This is a genomic window from Litorisediminicola beolgyonensis (genome assembly GCF_042679605.1).
GTDB lineage: Bacteria > Pseudomonadota > Alphaproteobacteria > Rhodobacterales > Rhodobacteraceae > Litorisediminicola > Litorisediminicola beolgyonensis.
In genome coordinates this window covers 1-18,239 of record NZ_JBHTMU010000003.1, presented here as the reverse complement: position 1 = coordinate 18,239, position 18,239 = coordinate 1, and the positions used below count along the sequence as shown (strand labels likewise).

17 protein-coding genes and 1 tRNA gene are annotated in these 18,239 nt (G+C 67.6%); 5 read left to right on the top strand and 13 right to left on the bottom strand.

Annotation, left to right across the window (positions count from 1 at the left end; translation table 11 throughout):
* Nucleotide 1: 1 nt before the first annotated feature.
* The gene (locus ACFQ4E_RS02375) at nt 2–952 is read right to left on the bottom strand and encodes a tripartite tricarboxylate transporter substrate binding protein (RefSeq protein ID WP_386801316.1); all 951 of its coding nucleotides are present in this window, start codon (nt 950–952) and stop codon (nt 2–4) included.
* Between the two features lie 33 nt (nt 953–985).
* Nucleotides 986–1,714, bottom strand: a complete 729-nt coding sequence (locus ACFQ4E_RS02370) for a GntR family transcriptional regulator (protein WP_386801315.1) — start codon at nt 1,712–1,714, stop codon at nt 986–988.
* A gap of 84 nt (nt 1,715–1,798) precedes the next feature.
* Between ACFQ4E_RS02370 and ACFQ4E_RS02365 the strand changes: the two genes are divergently transcribed.
* Nucleotides 1,799–2,593 carry an amidohydrolase family protein gene (locus ACFQ4E_RS02365; protein WP_386801314.1) on the top strand — a complete coding sequence of 265 codons (795 nt, stop codon included), beginning with the start codon at nt 1,799–1,801 and terminating at the stop codon, nt 2,591–2,593.
* A gap of 46 nt (nt 2,594–2,639) precedes the next feature.
* Here ACFQ4E_RS02365 and ACFQ4E_RS02360 read toward each other — a convergent pair whose 3' ends face one another.
* The 8 genes from ACFQ4E_RS02360 to ACFQ4E_RS02325 all read right to left on the bottom strand — a co-directional run bounded on the left by ACFQ4E_RS02360 (nt 2,640) and on the right by ACFQ4E_RS02325 (nt 9,725).
* Nucleotides 2,640–3,650, bottom strand: coding sequence for a zinc-dependent alcohol dehydrogenase (locus tag ACFQ4E_RS02360; protein ID WP_386801313.1), 1,011 nt, complete (start codon nt 3,648–3,650; stop codon nt 2,640–2,642).
* Entirely contained in the window at nt 3,647–4,648 is a 1,002-nt protein-coding gene (locus ACFQ4E_RS02355; RefSeq protein WP_386801312.1) for a branched-chain amino acid ABC transporter permease, read from the bottom strand. The genes ACFQ4E_RS02360 and ACFQ4E_RS02355 overlap by 4 nt, the downstream gene beginning before the upstream one ends.
* A 12-nt stretch (nt 4,649–4,660) precedes the next feature.
* Nucleotides 4,661–5,521: a branched-chain amino acid ABC transporter permease gene (locus ACFQ4E_RS02350; RefSeq protein WP_386801311.1), complete on the bottom strand. Its 861-nt coding sequence runs from the start codon at nt 5,519–5,521 to the stop codon at nt 4,661–4,663.
* Nucleotides 5,508–6,233 (bottom strand): ABC transporter ATP-binding protein, encoded by a 726-nt coding sequence (locus tag ACFQ4E_RS02345; RefSeq protein WP_386801310.1) that lies wholly within the window; start codon nt 6,231–6,233, stop codon nt 5,508–5,510. Before ACFQ4E_RS02345 ends, ACFQ4E_RS02350 begins: the two co-directional genes overlap by 14 nt.
* The gene (locus ACFQ4E_RS02340; protein ID WP_386801309.1) at nt 6,230–6,943 is read right to left on the bottom strand and encodes an ABC transporter ATP-binding protein; all 714 of its coding nucleotides are present in this window, start codon (nt 6,941–6,943) and stop codon (nt 6,230–6,232) included. Before ACFQ4E_RS02340 ends, ACFQ4E_RS02345 begins: the two co-directional genes overlap by 4 nt.
* 34 nt (nt 6,944–6,977) lie before the next feature.
* The gene (locus ACFQ4E_RS02335; protein WP_386801308.1) at nt 6,978–8,273 is read right to left on the bottom strand and encodes an ABC transporter substrate-binding protein; all 1,296 of its coding nucleotides are present in this window, start codon (nt 8,271–8,273) and stop codon (nt 6,978–6,980) included.
* A 75-nt stretch (nt 8,274–8,348) separates the two neighbouring features.
* On the bottom strand, nt 8,349–9,167 hold the full coding sequence (locus ACFQ4E_RS02330) for an SDR family NAD(P)-dependent oxidoreductase (protein WP_386801307.1): 819 nt from the start codon (nt 9,165–9,167) through the stop codon (nt 8,349–8,351).
* A gap of 42 nt (nt 9,168–9,209) precedes the next feature.
* Nucleotides 9,210–9,725, bottom strand: coding sequence for a 2,4'-dihydroxyacetophenone dioxygenase family protein (locus ACFQ4E_RS02325; RefSeq protein ID WP_386801306.1), 516 nt, complete (start codon nt 9,723–9,725; stop codon nt 9,210–9,212).
* Nucleotides 9,726–9,963: 238 nt separating this feature from the next.
* Between ACFQ4E_RS02325 and ACFQ4E_RS02320 the strand changes: the two genes are divergently transcribed.
* Complete coding sequence (locus tag ACFQ4E_RS02320) at nt 9,964–11,568, top strand: XylR N-terminal domain-containing protein (protein WP_386801305.1); 1,605 nt, start codon at nt 9,964–9,966, stop codon at nt 11,566–11,568.
* Nucleotides 11,569–11,766: 198 nt separating this feature from the next.
* Entirely contained in the window at nt 11,767–13,938 is a 2,172-nt protein-coding gene (locus ACFQ4E_RS02315; protein WP_386801304.1) for a DEAD/DEAH box helicase, read from the top strand.
* Nucleotides 13,939–14,095: 157 nt separating this feature from the next.
* Here the strand turns inward: ACFQ4E_RS02315 and ACFQ4E_RS02310 are convergent.
* Nucleotides 14,096–14,171: transfer RNA gene (locus tag ACFQ4E_RS02310), tRNA-Thr, on the bottom strand.
* 311 nt (nt 14,172–14,482) lie between these two features.
* On the opposite strand from ACFQ4E_RS02310, the gene ACFQ4E_RS02305 reads away from it, so the two are divergent.
* Nucleotides 14,483–15,646 (top strand): tyrosine-type recombinase/integrase, encoded by a 1,164-nt coding sequence (locus ACFQ4E_RS02305; RefSeq protein WP_386801303.1) that lies wholly within the window; start codon nt 14,483–14,485, stop codon nt 15,644–15,646.
* Between the two features lie 95 nt (nt 15,647–15,741).
* Here ACFQ4E_RS02305 and ACFQ4E_RS02300 read toward each other — a convergent pair whose 3' ends face one another.
* A complete protein-coding gene (locus ACFQ4E_RS02300) occupies nt 15,742–16,002 on the bottom strand; it encodes a conjugal transfer protein TraD (protein WP_386801302.1) in 261 nt (86 codons plus the stop codon).
* A 16-nt stretch (nt 16,003–16,018) separates the two neighbouring features.
* Entirely contained in the window at nt 16,019–16,345 is a 327-nt protein-coding gene (locus tag ACFQ4E_RS02295; RefSeq protein ID WP_386801301.1) for a conjugal transfer protein TraD, read from the bottom strand.
* A gap of 152 nt (nt 16,346–16,497) precedes the next feature.
* Between ACFQ4E_RS02295 and traA the strand changes: the two genes are divergently transcribed.
* Nucleotides 16,498–18,165: a Ti-type conjugative transfer relaxase TraA gene (gene traA, locus ACFQ4E_RS02290; protein ID WP_449280314.1), complete on the top strand. Its 1,668-nt coding sequence runs from the start codon at nt 16,498–16,500 to the stop codon at nt 18,163–18,165.
* Nucleotides 18,166–18,239: the final 74 nt, after the last annotated feature.

The following is an 18,239-nucleotide window of genomic DNA, read 5'->3' as shown; positions in this document are numbered from 1 at the left end:
CTCAGAGCCCGAGCGCCTTGGACACTTCGGCGAGCGCGTCATATTCCGACTGGAGCCGCTCCCCCAGCGCGTCGCCTTTGACGACGTTCGGGATCTCGCCCTTGGTGGCGAGAAACTCGACATAGCTCGGATCGTTGACCGAGGTTTCGATCACGTCGGCCAGCTGTTCGACGATCGCGGGATCGAGGTCCTTCGGCCCGAGGATCGCCCGCCAGAGGAGCGTCTCCCTGTCGCCGAGCCCCAGCGCCTCGAGCCCCGACGCCCCGGGCAGCGCGGGCACATCCGCGGCCGAGGTCACCAGCGGGCACTTGGCCTCGCCGGTCTCGACATAGGGCAGAACCGTCGAGATCGAGCCGCCGTAGATGTCCACGTGACCGCCAAGGAAGTTCTGAAGCGTCTCGCCCGCACCGCCGAACGGGATGGCGACGGCCTCGATCTCCTTGGCCTGGAAGATACGCTCGGCCGCGAGCTGCATGGTGCCGCCGATGCCGTCATTGCCATAGGTGTACTTGCCGGGATTGGCCGCCAGTTCGGCGAGGAACTCCTCGCCCGTGGTGGCCGGGAAATCGGCCTTCACGCAGAGCGTGTAGGCGGTTTCCGAGGTCGAGGCGATCGGCGTGAAACTGTCCAGCGAATAGGCGACGTTCTGGACCTGCGGCACGGTGGTCAGCGGGCTGTTCCATGTCGCGAAGAGCGAATAGCCGTCGGGCTTGGCCTGCATGAATTGCGACGCGCCGACAGAGCCGCCACCGCCGCCCACGTTCAGGACCGCGATCGAGGTGCCCAGCTTTTCCTCCAGCAGAAGCGCCAGCTTGCGCGCGCTGGTGTCGGTGCCGCCGCCCGCGCCTGCGGGGATGGTCAGCTCGATCGTGCGCTCGGGGTACTCGGCCAGCGCCGGTGCGGCGATCAGGGCCGCGGCCACGACGCCGATAGAGGTTGCCTTGAATGTCATTGTCTCTCTCCCTTTGAAAGTCGTGTGGATGTGTCAGGTGATCTCGCTGCGATAGCGAAATCCGGCCGCGCTCCCATGCGCGATGCGCCATTCGACGGGTCGGTCCTCGATGTCGAAGGCGGTGCGTTCGATGATGGCCAGCGGATCGCCCGTGCCGAGGCGCAGTTTCTGCGCGACGAGATCCGAGGCCGCGCCGAAGGACACCTCGTCCGTGGCGCGTTTGACCAGGATGCCGAACCGCTCGAAATAGATCGGATAGAGGAGCGGCCCGAGCTCGGTCTCGGGCAGTTTCTCGAACCCGGCGAAGCGTTCCGCGGGGATGTAGATCTCCTCGAAGAGGACGGGCTGATCGGACAAGCTGCGCAGGCGCACGATCTTGATCACGTCGCGCGTTCCCAGCGCGGCGGCCGCGGTCTCGGGCGCCTGGGTGACGCTGCGCAGGATCAGCTGGCTGGAGGGGATCGAGGGCAGCGAGCCATCGGTGTCGCGCATGGCGAAGAAGCGGAACAGGGTCGCGTTGAACGAGGGCGCCCGCAGGAAGGTGCCCGACCCTTGTCGGCGCTCCAGAAGCCCCTCTTCGACGAGGCCGTCGACCGCCTTTCTCACGGTGCCGACCGACACGCCGAACTCGCGGGCGAGCCGGGCCTCGGACGGGATCGGCGCGTCAGGCGTCCATTCGCCCTGCGAGATCCGTCCGGTCAGCGTGTCGCGCAACCGGGCATAGGCCGGAAGCCGCGTATCGGTCTTGGCGAATCCATCCATGCTGATCGTCCTCCCCCTCCCGTCGATAAGTCATGTTGACCCATACAGTCAACTGGTCATATATATGAATTTGAGGAGCCCCAGATGATCCAGTTCGACTGCCACGCGCATGTGTACGAGACCGTTCGCGCCGTCGCCGTGGCGCGTTACACCCCGGCCTGCCCTGCCCCCTTGTCGGATTGGCTGGGCCATCAGGCGGATCATGGCCTCAAGGGCGGCGTGATCGTGCAGGTGAGCTTCCTGGGCACGGACAATTCCGAGATGTGCCGCGCCCTTGCCGAGCTCGATCGGAACCGGTTCGCCGGGGTCGGCGTCGTGCCTCTCGACGTCTCGGATGCCGATCTCGACCGGCTGGTCGCGGCGGGCATGCGCGGCGTGCGCTGGAACCTCGTGGCCGGAGCGCCGCGCCCGGATCTCCGGAGCCCCCTCGTGGCGCGGTTCATCGAAAAGCTCGGCGCCCGCGACCTGCATCTCGAGGTGCATCTCGAGGGCGACGCGCTCGCGCCGATCCTGCCGGACCTGACAGATCTGGGCGTGAACCTTGTCGTCGATCACTTCGGGTTGCCGTCAGCGCCGACACCTGCCGACGATCCCTTTCTCACCGCCGTCTCTCGGCTCGAGGACCGCAGCGCCCTGTTCCTGAAATTCTCGGCGCCCTACCGGATGCCCTTCGACGTCCGGCCGCATGCCGACACGCTTCTGTCGCTGCTGTCGCCCGGACACGTTCTCTGGGGCAGCGACTGGCCGCACACGCGGCACGAGACCCGCACGAGCTACGCGGAGAACCATCGCTGGGCCGAGATGCTGGGCGCGCTCAGCGATCAGGCCGCCGCGAAAAGATTGTACGGGATCGCACTCGACACCGGCGCGGAGGTCTAGCGGGCCCCTGCCCGCCCCAAGGGTTTCACGGGGTCATCGGCGCCCGCTAGCTCGGAGCGATCAGCACCTTGCACTGGGTCGTGCGCTGCCTCAGCGCCTCGAAGGCGGACGGCGCCTCCTGAAGCGACACCGTGTCCGACACCAGATGATGCGGCGCGTAGCGGCCCTTATCCAGAGCGTCGATGGCATTGGCGAACTCGTGCATGTCAAAGAAGACCGACATGATCACGTTCACCTCTTTCGAGATCGCGCGGAAGCTGTCGAGTCGGTCGGTATGGGTGCACAGACCCAGCACGCAGACCGTGCCGCGCGGACGCACGAGGTCGATGCAATGATCGATCAGGCCGACCTTCCCGACGCATTCGAAGACGATGTCGGGCGCCCCGCCGCAGGCCTCTGCGGCGCGCTTGGCCATGTCGGGCCCGGAGACGACGAAGCCGGTGGCGCCGAGGTCCATCGCCCGGTCATGCTGGTACTCGTGCAGATCGGCCGCGACGACCGCCGCTGCCCCCATCCGCCGCGCCCAGTAGACAACCGCGAGCCCGATCGCGCCCGCGCCGACGACCAGCACGCGGTCGCCGGGCCTCATCCCGGACCGCAGCACGCCATGGAGCGCGACAGCCAGAGGCTCGGCCAGCGCGCCATCGGCCAGCGAGATATCCGTGGGCAGCTTGCGCAACTGGCGGCTGGCCAGCGCGGCGTATTCGGCATAGCCGCCGCCGATCAGCGTCATGCCGTTCTCACACCAGGCCGGATCGCCCTTCCGGCAGGGCCCGCAATGCCCGCATCCGCGCAAGGGGGCGGCGGCGACGAGATCGTCGGGCTTCAGATCGGTGACGTCGCGCCCGACCTCGAGTACCTCGCCCGCGAACTCGTGGCCGATCACGTCGCCTGCGCCCAGCGCGAAGGTCTCGGGCTCTTCGGTCATGTGCAGGTCGCTGCCGCAGATGCCGCAGCGGCAGACGCGGATCACCACCTCGTCGTCGCCGGGCACAGGGTCCGGCACATCGGTCTCGCGCAGGGGCTGGCCAAGCGTGTCGAAGACGAGCGCTTTCATGAGACGTCCCTTTCGGTTTGGATCAGGACTCGTCGGGTCGGGAACCACGGCGCGTCGAAGCTCCGCCGCCAGAGCCCCCACAAGCCCTCGCGGAAGAAGAGCGCGGTGATCAGCGTCAGAAGACCGAGAACGATCAGGTAGCTCGATCCGAACTCGCCGAACCACCGGTCCGCGAAGAAGTAGAGGACCGCTCCGATCAGGACGCCCTCGATGCTGCCGATGCCGCCCACCATGACGATGAAGATCGCGAGGTTCGCCCAGTTCATGTCGAAGGCCGAGGGCGGCGTGATGCGGAGCTGGACCATGAAATAGACCGCGCCCGCAAAGCCCGTGCCGATCGCGGCGGCGACGAAGATGAGGAACCGCAGGCGCTGGACGTCGATGCCCTGGCTCCGTGCCGCGACCGGGTTGTCGCGCATCGCGGTGAGCGCGATGCCGTAGCGGCTCCGCAACAGCAGGTAGCTGCCGCCGACCGTCACCAGCAGGAGAAGCGCGGCAAGGATCGATCCCGCCACCGCCCGCTCATGGGCCGAAAACTGGGTCATGACGCGCAGGCTCATGCCGGCGCCGCCGTTCAGGAACGGCATGTTGGTGGCCACGAGGCGCAGGGCCTCGGCGACGACCCAGGTCCCGATCGCGAAATAGGGTCCCTCGAGACGGTGCAGCAGGAGGTAGATCGGCACGGCCAGAATGCCGGGCGCGAGAAGGCTCAGACCGACCGCGACGAAGGGGTTGATGCCCCAGCTCTGCGCCATCACGAACATGGCATAGGCCGCGACCCCGACAAAGGCCTGCTGACCCACGGACACGAGCCCGCCATAGCCCGCCAGCATGTTCCACATCTGCGCCACCGCGACGAAACAGGCCAGGGTGATCACGTCGCGGATCAGGCCCTGCGAGGCCCACCAGGGCATCGAGACGATCGCCCCGAGCGCCAGCGCTCCGGCGAAAAGGGCGATGCGGCCCGACAGCGTCATGCGTTCAACACGATAGGACATGGCGACCGCTCCTTAGGATTTGCGCTGGAAGATGCCTTGCGGCCGGATGGCCAGCACCGCGAGAAAGACGAGATGGCCCGCGAGGATCCCGAAGCCGGGATTGATGCGGAAGCCGATGGCCTGGCTGACGCCGAGGATCATCGCCCCGGTGAAGGCCCCCCAGACCGAGCCGAGCCCGCCGATGATCACCGCCTCGAAAGCGTAGATCAGCTGAAACGGCCCGTCCGCCGGAGCGACCGTCGAGCGCATGGCCTGGAAGGTCGCGGCAAAACCCAGGATCCCGACCGCGACGGCGGTGGCCTTGGCGTAGACGGCTTTCGGGTTCACGCCGATCATCGCCGCCGCCTCGACATCCGCGGAAGCCGCGCGGAGCGACCGGCCGTAGCGGGTGTAGCGCAGCACGGCATCGAGCCCGCCGGTCAGCAGCGTGGCGCAGACCAGCACGATCACCGGCAGGACACCCACGAAGATCGAGCCGATCTCGACCGATGCCTGCTGGATGCCGCCGCCCGGCAGCGACCGCGTATCGGCCGACCAGACCACGAGCATCGCGTTCTGCAGCGCGATCGACAGCCCGAAGGTCGCGATGAGTGAGGGCAACGGGTCGTTACCCACCACGCGATTGAGCATCGCCCTCTGCAAAAGCCAGCCGATGGCCGCGCCGACCGGCACCAGCGTCGCCAGGACGGCCCAGGGTCCGATGCCGGTGAAATCCGCCAGCGAGATGCCGATGAGCGCCAAGAGGATGACGAGATCGCCATGGGTGACATTGACGATCTTCATCACGCCGAACATCAGCGCCATTCCCAGCGCGTATTGGGCGTAGAGACCGCCCAGCAGGATGCCCTGCACGATTCCTTCAATCCAGTGCATGGCTTGCTCCGAAATAGGCTTTGCTGATGTCGTCGCGGCTGATGTCCAGCGACCGTCCCTCGAGCGTGACGCGGCCCTCGAGGAGGCAATAGAGCCGACCCGAGGCGCGCTGCGCGAGGCCCACGTCCTGCTCGACGAGAACCAGCGCGGTGCCCTGCGCGGTCACCTGCGGGAGCGCCTCGTAGATCTCGCGCACGACACGGGGCGCAAGGCCGAGGCTGATCTCGTCGCACAGGAGGACCCGCGGCTGCGCCAGCAGCCCTCGCCCGATCGAGACCATCTGCTGCTGTCCGCCCGAGAGGTTCTCGACCGAGGTCGCGGCCTTCTCGCGTAGGATCGGGAAGAGGTCGTAGACCGCCTCCTGCGTCCAGGGCGTGCCATGCGGTTTCGCGGCATGCTCGCTGGCGACGCGGAGGTTCTCCTCGACGGTCATCCCGGCGAAGAGGCGTCGGCCCTCGGGCACGATGGCGATGCCGTTCTGCACCATGAGATGCGGCGCGCTGCCGCCCACGGCCGCGCCGTCGAGCGTAACCATGTCCGAGGCGACCGGCAACAGCCCCATGATCGCGCGCAGAAGCGTGGACTTGCCTGCGCCGTTGGCGCCGATCAGGGCGACCGTCTCGCCGGGCTCGATCGCGAAATCGATGCCGTGCAGCGCGCGCATGTCGCCATACCCGGCGATGAGCCCGTGTGTTGAGAGCAACGCGGTCATGCTTCGACCCCCATGTACACGCGCTTGACGTCCGGGTCCTCGATAACCACCGAGGGCGCGCCCTCGGCGATCTTCTCGCCGAAGTTCAGCACCAGAAGGCGGTCGGCGACCGCGAAGAGCGCGTGCAGAACGTGTTCGATCCAGACGATGGTCGTGCCGCCGTCGCGAATGCGCCGGATCAGCGCGACCAGGTCGCGGCCCTCGTCCTCGGTCAGCCCGCCCGCGATCTCGTCGAGAAGCAGCAGTCGCGGCTTCGAGGCCAGCGCCCGGGCCAGTTCGAGCCGCTTGCGATCCAGCAGGGTCAGCGATCCGGCATTGGTGTTGGCGCGCCGCGACAGCTCGCAATCCTCGAGGATGCGGACGCAATGGTCGTAGCTGTCCGCCTCGGACATGCCGCCGCCGAAGGTGGCGGCGACAAGCAGGTTCTCGAAGGTGCTCATGCCGGCATAGGGCTGCGGGATCTGGTAGGTGCGCCCGATCCCCTGATGGCACCGCTTGAACGGAGGGCCGACCAGAGGCCGCCCCTCGAAACGGATGTCGCCGTCGTAATCGCGGATGTCCCCGCTGATCAGGTTGAACAGCGTGGTCTTGCCCGCGCCGTTCGGACCGAGGATGCCCAGCACCTCGCCGTGCCGGACCTCGAACTCGAGGTCGTGCAGCACGCGGACCGCCCCGAAGGACTTGCTCAGCCCGCGTGCTGCAAGCAGCACGGACGTATCTCCGTTTCCAGTCACGTTGCGTGCCTTACATCGACCAAGGCAGCGGCTTCATCGCCTGCTCGGGCTCGAAGAGCGGATTGACCGTGTTGTCGACGATCTTCAGCTCGTAGGGCCATTTCTCGCCCTTGACCCACTGACCGCCGAAGATCGGCGTGGTCGAGACGTTCGGATGCGGCCCCGACGAGAAGTCGACCGGCCCGATCAGGGTCTCGAGCTTCGTCGCCTTGAGCGCGTCGCGGTTGGCGGCGCGGTCCAAGGGATTGGCCGAGCGCTTCAGCGTGTCGACGGTGATCTCCCAGATCGCATGGCTGTAGCCCAGGGGCTGGGTCCACTGGCGTCCGGTCTCGGCCTCCCAGGCGTCGGCCACGTCGCGGCTCACCTGGCCGGTCAGCGAGGACTGGAACGGGAAGGCCGGGGTCCACCAGACCTCGGAGGACATGCCGTCGCCCAGCTCGCCCAGCGCCTCGATGCCCGACGGGAACAGAAGCGCCGCCGCGACGGTGATCGCCTTGGGATGGAAGCCCTGCTGCGCGCATTGGTTCACGAAGTTGGTCAGGTCGTCGACATAGGTGATGCCGCCGACGATATCGGCCTCGAAGGCCTTGAAGGACGAGATCAGCGACGAGAAATCATTGGTCCGCGGCTGGAAGAAGCCCGGCATGTCGATCTCGAAGCCCGCGGCTTGGGTGGGCGACGGCAGGCCGTAATCGGTGTTGCCCCAGGTCTCGCCATCGGCGTTCTGCGGGAAGAGCATGCCGACCTTGCGGTTCGACTCGAGGCTGTTCCAGAGACCCACGAAGGTGTTCAGCGCCTCGTCCAGACCCCAGAAGAAATGGTAGGTCCAGTTGAACGGGTTTTCCGCCCCGCCGCGCGGGAAGACGATGGCCTGCCAGGGGGCCGCGGTCGAGAGACAGGGGCACTCGAAGAGCTCCGCCTGGTCGGCGGCGGGGTTGATCGTGTCCGTGGTCGAGGCGGGCAGCAGCATGTGCACCTCCTCGTTCAGGATCAGCTCCGCAGCGACTTCGGCCGACCGGTTCGGGTCGGACTGGCTGTCGCGCATCAGGATCTCGAGATCGTAGGTCTGTCCGTCCGCGCCTTCGATCCGGCCGCCGAGCGCCTCGCGCACCTTCTCGACGGTGTATTCGTCGGTCTCGCCGAAGAGGGCCAGCGGGCCCGTCGTGGGCGTCAGGAACCCGATCTTGATCGTCCCGGCGCTTTGCGCCCGCACGATGCTCGGGGCCGACAGGGCCACCGCCGAGGCGCCCATGCCTTTCAGGACGCCCCGTCGCGACGGTGTCCAGTGTCTCGTTTGCTTGGTCATGTCTTGTCTCCTCCCGTGGAATCCTGCCGATGAAATGGCGCGGGCTCGGCAGCGCAGCCCGCCAGTGGCGTCGCGCTATCCGCGCAGCGACGAACCACCGTCGATGGTCATTTGCGCGCCGGTCACGTAGCTCGACGCCGGGGCCGCGAGGTAGAGCGCCAGCCCCTTGATCTCGTCCGGAAAGGCGATGCGCCCCATGAGAGACTGCGCCTCGAACGCCGCGCGGTCCGCCTTGTTCTTGAGCCGCCCGCCCGCGATATTGGTGATGAAGGGCCCGGGCGAGATGCAGTTCACGTTGATCCCGTGCGCCGCCAGCTCCATCGCCGCGTTGCGGACGAGGTGATCGACCCCGGCCTTGGCCGGCATGTAGGCGGTGCCCACGATCGACTCGTTCACCCGTGCGGCGACCGACGATGTCACGATGATCCGGCCGCCGCCCGTCGCCTTCATGTGACGCGCCGCGTTGCGGATGGTCATGAACACCCCGGTCAGGTTCACGTCGATGACGCGATCCCATTGCGCTTCCGGCATGGTGTCGATCTGCGCGTCGGGATTGCGCGCGCCCTCGGGCGACTTGAACCCCGGACCGGCATCGACACCGGCATTGGCGAAGACCACGTCGATGCGCCCGTGATCCTCGGCGACCGCGTCGAACGCCTCGGCGAGCGCGGCGCGGTCGCTGATGTCGAGCGGCTTGCCCGACACCTGCCCCGGCCAGCCCTGGGCCTCGATTTCCGAAACGGTCGTCGTCAGGGTGTCCGCGTCCATGTCGAGGATGCGGACCCGGGCCCCCATCTCGACCATGATCTCGGCATAGGCCCGTCCGATCCCGGACGCGCCGCCGGTCACGATCACGGATTTCTCCGCCACATCAAACATCGTCTCAAGGGACATCGGCACTCTTCCTCCCACCGTCATCGACCCGCTCGCGGGGCGTCAGATGAACATGTCCTGATTGATCTCGATGCCATTGGCTTCGCAGTAGCTGACGTAATGGTCGATGAACCAGAAGACGTCGGCCGTGAACTCGTAGTTCGCGTTCTCGTCGAAGAACTCGATGGCACCGTTCAGCCAGAAGAGCGCCTTCATGCCGTTCGGATCGTCCGAATAGAGCGTGTGCGCGGTGCCCGGCAGCTCGTAGACGAAATCGCCGGGACGGGCGACCCAGTCGTATTCGTGATAGCCCCAGGACCCTTCCAGCGTGACCGCCGAGACGACGCCCCGGTGCTTGTGGGTTCCGATCATGCCGCCGCCCTTGACCCAGAGGATATTGGCGGCGGAATTGTTGCGCACGTCGAAGGCCAGGTGCTTGATCGCGGCGGTCTCGCCGAAGGGCACCCAGGGGTTGTTCTTGTCGTCACCGGGGATGAACGCGCCTTCCTTGCCGAAGCGGTTGATCATCGCTTCATGCGGTTCGGGCGGCAGTTTCGTGATGAACTCGTGCTTCGTCATGGGACCCTCCTCTGGCCTCTCGTGGCGTCGGATTCATCCAACGGCCTGCAGCCCGAATCCGTCAAAGCGAAAAGGCGCACGCCGCAGCGCGGCATGGCCGAAACGGCGGCTAGAGGCTTGTTCCGGCTTGATTTCAAAATGGCCCGGGAGCCGATTTCGGAGGCGAGGGCGCGAACACGCTGCGCTGCGTCGTGATTATTTAATGACATCCACTTCACCAAATGATCAACATGTGCCCATGAAAACACATCCAGACGAATCCGGGCTCCTGACCCGAGGCGGTCGCCCGACGCTGCGCGATCTGCTCGACCGGCTGGAGTTCAGCCCGACGCGGGGAAGCATCACGCTGAACGGCGCGCGCATGCTGATGAGCCGCGCGACCTTCGGCAGCGACCTGCGCGATCAGCTGGTGCGCCGATACTCGGAACACGAGGCGATGGTTCTCATGCTGCGCCTGGGCTACATGAGCGGGCGCGAGGATGCCGAGTTCATCCTGCAATCCTGGCCCGAACTCGACCCCGGGGATGCGTTCACCGCCGGGACGCGGCTCCACATGGTCACCGGCACCGTCCGGGTCGAGACCATTTCCAACGATTTCGATTTCGACACCGACAAGTTCTCGGGCGACTTCCTCTGGCACGATTCCGTCGAGGCGAGCGAATATCACCGCCGCCACGGCCGCGCCCTGAAGCCTGTGTGCTGGCTGCAGACAGGCTATGCCGCGGGCTACGCCAGCCCCTTCTTCCGCAAGCTCGTTCTCTTCAAGGAGACCAGCTGTTCGGCGATGAGCCACAAGGCCTGCCGCGTTGTCGGCAAGACCGTCGACCAGTGGGGCCGCGACGACCCCTTCGTCCAGCTCTTCCTCAACGAGGTGCTGCCGACCGGTGGCGACCAGGTGGCGAATGCGCGGATCACCCGGCGCGCCGCCCGGGCGACCGACGTGGTCGATCTCGACGACCTCATCATCGAGCCCGTCCAGGAGCGCCTGGAACTGGTTCTGCGCGGCCGCCTGCCCGCGCTTCTGAGCGGACCGGCGGGCGCCGGGCGCCGCGCCGCCGCGCGCTGGCTCCACAAACGCCGGTTTCGGCACGGCAATTTCTCCATCACCCATGCCGGGTCCGTCGAGACCGAAGAGCGCCTGGCGGCGATGCGAAAGAGCGGCGGTCAGACTTATGCGCCGGAATCCTTTCTCGCCATCTCGAGCATCGAGAACCTCTCGACCGACCGGCAATGGGCGCTTCTCGACCTCATCACACGCGAGGGCGGCCAGCAGCCGACCATCGTCGCGATCTCCGACATGGCCGCCGACCGCCTTGTGTCGGAAGCCGGTCTCCTGCCGGAGCTTGCCTATGCGCTGCAGGTGATGCCCATCACCCTGCCGCCCCTGAACGACCGCCGCGCCGATCTCGAGAAGATCTCCCGCGCCATTCTCGCCAGCGCTCCGGCCTTGCGCGATGCCCCAAGGGCGGAGTTGACCGACGCGGCCTGCGCGCGGATCGCGAAGCTCGACCTGCCGGGCAACCTGCCGCAGCTCCGCGCGCTCCTGCAGCGCTCGGCCCTGCTCGCGGCGGATCCCAAGACCATCGACGCGCCCGATATCGAGGCCGCCCTCGCCCTCGATCCCCCGCGCGCGCGGCTGTCGACCCACTCTGACCTCTGGGAGGCCATCGCCCCGAGCTTCGAGGACGGCTCCCTGACGCTCGACCAGCTGAACGCCGCGCTGATGAAACACGCCATGGCGCAGACCGACAACAACGTCGCCGCCGCCGCACGGCTCCTGGGCCTGACGCGGCCGCAACTGGCGTATCGGCTGGCGCAGGCCGAGGGGTCGGGAGACGCGTGACGCAGGGCCACGAGGTCGGCGGATCATGCGCTCTGATCGTTCGACCGTATGAGGTCGCGATGTCGCAGAGACGCGTTGAACCTATACATTGGCGCGGCAAGGCCGTAAGGGCTGCGATCTATGCGCCGCGACCGGCGTGAACCCTACCCGCCCGCGGACCCATTGGCCGCCCGGCAATTCTTGAGAGTAAGCTCCCCCATGCACCCTGCACTCCGCGCGGCTCTGGACGAGCGTGGCTATACCACGTTGACGCCCGTCCAGACTCTGGTTCTCGACCCTGACCTGAAGGGCCGCGACATGCTGGTCTCGGCGCAGACCGGCTCGGGCAAGACGCTCGGGTTCGGCCTGGCCATCGCCCCCACGCTGCTCGGGGAGGACACCGCCTTCGGACCGGCCGGGGCACCTCTGGCCGTCGTGATCGCGCCGACCCGCGAACTGGCGCTGCAGGTCAAGCGCGAGCTGACCTGGCTCTTCGCGAAGACCGGCGCGGTCCTCGCCTCCTGCGTGGGCGGCATGGACATGCGCGACGAGCGCCGCGCGCTCGAACGGGGCGCGCATATCGTTGCGGCCACGCCGGGGCGGCTCCGCGATCACATCGCCCGCAGCTCCATCGACCTCTCCGCCGTGCGCGCCGTCGTTCTCGACGAGGCCGACGAGATGCTCGATCTCGGCTTCCGCGAGGATCTCGAGTTCATCCTGGGCGAGCTGCCCTCGGACCGGCAGACCCTGTTGTTCTCGGCCACCGTCCCGCGCGCCATCGCCGACCTCGCCAAGGGCTACCAGACGGATGCCGAGCGCATCATCGCCAAGTCCGACGCGTCGCAGCATGGCGATATCGAATATCGCGCGATGATGGTCGCCGCGGGCGATGTCGACAACGCGGTCATCAACACGCTTCGGTTCCACGAGGCCCCGAACGCGCTGGTCTTCGCGAACACGCGGGCGATGGTGAACCGGCTGGCGGCAAGGCTGTCGAACCGCGGCTTCAGCGCCGTGGCGCTGTCGGGCGAGCTGTCGCAATCCGAACGCACCCACGCGCTGCAGGCCATGCGGGACGGGCGCGCGCAGGTCTGCGTCGCGACGGACGTGGCGGCGCGCGGCATCGACCTGCCGAAGCTCGACCTCGTGGTCCATGCCGAACTGCCCTCGAACCAGGAGACCCTCCTGCACCGATCCGGCCGCACCGGGCGGGCCGGTCGCAAGGGCGTGAGCGCCCTCGTTGTCACGCCCGCGACCCGGAAGAAGGCAGAGCGTCTCCTCGGCTGGGCCAAGGTCCGGGCCGAATGGGGCACGGCACCCTCGGCAAACGAGGTCCGCGAGATGGACGAGGAGCGTCTCTTCTCCGATCCTTCCTGGGAGGTGCCCGCGACCGAGGCCGAGGAAGAGAGCGCGGCGCGCCTGCTCGAGGCGTTCTCGCCCGAACAGATCGCGGCGGGCTACCTGCGCCTCCTGCGCACGCTGCGCGCCCCGCCCGAGGAACTGGCCGACATCAACGCCAAGCCCGAACCGCGCCCGGAGTTTGGCGCGTCGACATGGTTCTCGGTGTCGGGCGGCCGCAACGCGGGCGCCGAGCCGCGCCGCCTTCTGCCGATGCTCTGCAAGGCCGGTGGCCTGACCAAGGACGATGTCGGCGCGATCCGCGTCCAGAACGACGAGAGCTTCGTCCAGCTCCGCGACGAGGCGGTCGCAGGCTTCCTGAACCGCCTCGGCGCGGCGATGGAGCTCGAGGAAGGCGCGCGCGTCACCCAGCTGAGCGCGCCGCCCGAGCTTGCCAGCAGAGGGCCCGGTCCGCGGAAGGAGCCGAGCGCCCGCAAGCCGATGGGCGCAAAGCCTTATCGGTCCAAACCCGCCGTATCGGCACCGCGCGAGGCCGATCCGAAACCGGCCCCCGATCGCCCCCGCGCGTTCCCCAAGGACGCCCCCAGGAAGGACCGCGACCGCACCGGTGAAGAGACCGGTCGCCCCGCGAAGCGCGCGTTCCAGAAGGGCGCTGCATCGAAGATCGACCGGGTACGCGAGGGAGAGAAGACCGACCGGCCGGCGAAGCCCGCGTTCCGCAAGACCGCAGGCCCGAAGGACGACCGGCGTCGCGGCAGCGATGAGACAGGCGGAGGCGAGAAACGCCCCTTCCGCAAGAGCACCGCTCCGAAGGAGCCTTGGAGCCGCTCCGGCGACGAGACCGGCGGGAACGCAAAGCCGAAACGGACGCCGAAGGGCCCGCCTCCGCCCAAGGGCAAGCCCAACAGCAAGAAGAATCGTGCCCGCGCCGCCGCGGACGCGCCCGGCAAAGGCCCCGGCAAGGTTCGCAGCAAAGCCAGCGATCCGAGCCAAAGCCTGAAACCCGGCAAGCCGAGACGCGGCAGGTCGTAGACTCCGGAGAAGGATCAGGCGCGCCGCCCATCGCCGCACGGCGCGCCGCCGATCCATTTGACCACGGACAGGCGCTCGCGCGAGCGGCCGCAGATACGCGCTGGCCATTCCCTCATCCTGGGAAAGGCCGCACCTTCGCCACTCTGATCTTGGATGATGGTGCCCCCACACGGACTCGAACCGCGGACCTACTGATTACAAATCAGTTGCTCTACCAGCTGAGCTATAGGGGCGCCCGGCGTGTCACTAGCAGCGCCGCAGGCGCGGGACAAGCGGTGAAACGCACGGCACGAGATCGGCTGCGGCAGCTGACTGAAAGCTTAAGGGAAAGGGTCGGCCGATGGCCGGTCCAACCAGGATGGTGCGGTCGAGACGGCGTGAACGCTGATTTCAAGCGGTGTCACTGCGTCCTATCCTCTTGATTCTCCTAGAATTAGTCTCATCCATGTGTTCCACCCGATCTTGCGATATCCCAAGGTATCGCGTACCCTCTGGAGGATATTTCGGGGGATATTCTCCGCCGGTCCCGAGAGGGATTTGTTCAATGCACAAGCTCACGGCTATCGCGATCAAGCGCCTCCCACCCGGCAAACATGAGGATGGCGGCGGGCTGAGGCTGGTCAAGAGACAAGACGGAGGCGGGCAGTGGGTCTTCCGTTACACCTGCCACGGCCGTCGGCGTGAGATGGGTCTGGGCGGTCTGCGCGCCCTGTCGCTGAAGGAAGCGCGGGAGCGGGCCGCGCATTATCGCGGCCTCGTCGCGCAGGATATTGATCCGATCGGGGCGCGCAGGCGGCTCAGAGCCGAGGCGATCCGGAACAGGAACGTGCTCCGGGATGTAGCCCTCGATGCCTTAGAGAGCCGCAAGTCCAGCCTTCGGGGCGATGGTGTCGCGGGACGGTGGTTCAGCCCGCTGGATCTCCACGTCCTGCCGAAGCTCGGCCGCGTGCCCGTCGCCGAGATCACCGCTCGCGACATCCGGGACGTGCTGCAACCGATCTGGCACACCAAGGCTTCGACGGCGGCGAAAGCAATCACCCGGCTCGGGATCGTATTGCAACATGCCGCGGCGCTGGAACTCGATGTCGACCTGCAGGCGGTCCCGAAGGCCAAGGCGCTGCTCGGAGCACAGAAGCACAAGGTGACGGCGGTGCCAAGCATGCCGTGGCAGGAGGTGCCTGGCTTCTACGCAACGCTGCAGGATCCTTCGCCGGTCAACCTCGCCTTGCGGCTTCTGATCCTGACCGGACTGCGGTCGCTGCCCGTCCGCTTCGCCCGTGTCGACGAGATCGAAGGCGATATCTGGACGGTGCCCGCGGACAAGATGAAGGGCCGCCGGGGCAAGGTAGATAACTTCCGGGTGCCTCTGACCCCGGAAGCCCTGCGGGTGATCGAACTGGCCAGGATGTACGAATGGAAGGGCTACCTCTTTCATGCCCGCAAGACCGTCATCAGCGATGCAACGATGTCGCGGATGATGGAGCGCCGCGGGCTAACGGCGCGGCCGCACGGTTTCCGCGCCAGCTTGCGGACCTGGCTCGCCGAGGAGACCGAAGCACCACACGAGGTGGCCGAGGCGATGCTGGCGCATGTCAGCGACAGCAAGGTGGTCCGCAGCTACCGACGAACCGATTTTCTGGATCAGCGTCGAACGCTTCTGGAGCGATGGGCGACACATTGCCTGAGCGGCACCGTGACCTCTGCGTGAGGTACGCGCCGACTCGTCGATGATCCTGGCCACCGTCTTTGGTGACAGCAGCTTATTCCACATCGTACGCTTTTGAGCCGCCGGTCAGCCGCCTTTCATGTGCGCTTCTCGTCCGCTTCGAAGGACTGCCTACTCTTCCCGGCCTTCTCCTTCGCATCGATCTCGAACGCCGCGCGGCCCCAGTCGCGCCAGACCTTCCGCGCGTGGTTGCCTTGCTCGCCCTCGAGCCGGTCGGCCATCCACAGAAGCGCGCCGAAGATCAGGGTGCGGTCGTCGTCGGTGATCTCGACGATGCCGGCCTTTTTCACGAGCCCGCCGAGCTCGATCAGCTGCCGCGTGCGTGTGCGCCGGTCCATCTGCCAGTCGTGCCGGTCATGCCGCGCCCGCGTCGCCTGAAGTCGGTTCAGCGCGGCCCGGTTTCGCCTCAGCGCGGTCTTTGTCGCCACCATCTGCCGGAGCAGATCGCCGCGCCTTGCCCCGAAACAGCGCCGCCCCGCGTTTCGCCCAGGCCTCCCTTTTTGCCGCATCCGTCGTCTCGGCCAGCACGATCAGCGCGCCGGCCAGTTCCTCGGGCGCGAGCGTGTCGGCCCCGGTGGCGATGACCAGCTCGCCCAGCTGCTGCACCTTGCGCGTCTTCAACTCCCGCGCCTTGTCCTCGAGCGCTTTCAGCTCCGCGTCGAAATCCCTCGGTTTGCGCATGTTGCTCTCCTCAAGCTGTTGATGGGATGAGGATACAAGCACCCCGCGCGAAAGGCTCCAAGGTCGCCGGGACAGCGCGGGACAGCCCGGTCCCGCCCGAGAATTTTTCGAGGGAGGGCGCGCTTATACGTCGTTCCGACGTCGCGGTGCCCGTGGCACAGATCGGCCCCATCATGGCGATCTATCACCTCCACATGAAGATCATCGGACGCTCGTCCGGCGCGAGTGCTGTCGCGGCCGCCGCCTACCGCTCGGCCTCGCGGCTTAGGGACGAGCGAATCGAGCGCAGCCACGACTTCACCGCCAAGCGCGGCGTCGTGCATTCGGAGGTGCTGTTGCCCGAGGGTGCGCCCGAGGAGCTGTCTGACCGCGAACGCCTCTGGAACGAGGTCGAGGACTGCGAGCTTCGCCGCGATGCGCAGCTTGCGCGCGAGCTGGAGTTCGCGCTGCCGCGCGAGATGACGCAAGCGCAGGCGATCGAGCTCGCGCGCGACTTCGTGCAGGCCGAGTTCGTCACCCGCGGCATGATCGCCGATCTGAACGTGCATTGGGACCGGACCGACGACGGCATGCCCAAACCCCATGCCCATGTCATGCTGACTATGCGCTCGGTGAGCGACGACGGCTTCGGCCCCAAGGTGCGGGAATGGAACCGCACCGACCTTCTCGAGCGCTGGCGCGAACGCTGGGCGGGGTTCGCGAATGCGCGGCTGGCCGAGCTCGACATCGAGGCGCGGATCGATCATCGGAGCTTCGAGGCTCAGGGCATCGCGCTGGAACCGCAGGACAAGATCGGTGCGCCCGCGCAGCGGATCGTGTGTGCTGGCGACGAGGCCGACCGCGCCGAGATGCACCGGTCCATCGCGCGCGAGAACGGCACCCGGATCATCGCTGACCCGAGCCTCGCGCTTGACGCGATCACCCGGCAGCAGGCGACCTTCACCCGCCTCGACATGGCCGCCTTCGCGCATCGCCACAGCGACGGGCCGGGCCAGTTCGACGCTGTGCTGGGGGCCATGCGCCGCGCGCCGGACCTCGTGGCGCTGGGGCGGGATGCGCGGGGCGACGAGCGCTTCACAACGCGCGACATGCTGGAGGCCGAACAGCGCCTCCACCGCGCGGCGCTGGCGATGGCGGAGCGGCAGCGTCATGGCGTGGCCGCCCGCGACCGCGACATGGCACTGGCGCGCGCCGAGGCGCGGGGTCTGATCCTGTCGGCCGAGCAGGCCGAGGCGCTCGCCCATATCACCGACGGCCGCGATCTCGGGATCGTCATCGGCCATGCCGGGACGGGGAAGAGCGCGATACTGGGCGTGGCGCGCGAGGCCTGGGAGGCGGCGGGCTACCGGGTCCGCGGCGCTGCGCTCTCGGGGATCGCGGCCGAGAACCTGGAGGGCGGATCGGGGATCGGGTCCCGCACCATCGCGAGCCTGGAACAGGGCTGGGCGCAGGGGCGGGACGCGCTCTCGCCGCGCGACATCCTCGTGATCGACGAGGCCGGGATGGTCGGCACGCGCCAGCTCGAGCGGGTGCTGTCGCAGGCCTCGGGGGCCGGGGCCAAGGTGGTGCTGGTTGGCGATCCGCAGCAGCTGCAATCCATCGAGGCAGGTGCGGCCTTCCGGTCGCTCCACGACCGCCATGGTGGGGCGAGGATCGGCGAGGTGCGCCGCCAGCGCGCCGACTGGCAGCGGGAAGCGACGCGCGATCTGGCGACGGGCCGGACCAGGGCGGCGCTGGCGGCTTACGAGGCCCACGGCCATGTCCATGCGGCGGCCACCCGTGAAGCCGCGCGCGAGGCCCTGATCGAGGGCTGGGACTGAATAGCCCCGCGTCTCTTAGACGCCCTCGTGCCTCAGTTTCTGCTGCCGCTCGAACTCGAGGGGCGACAGCATTC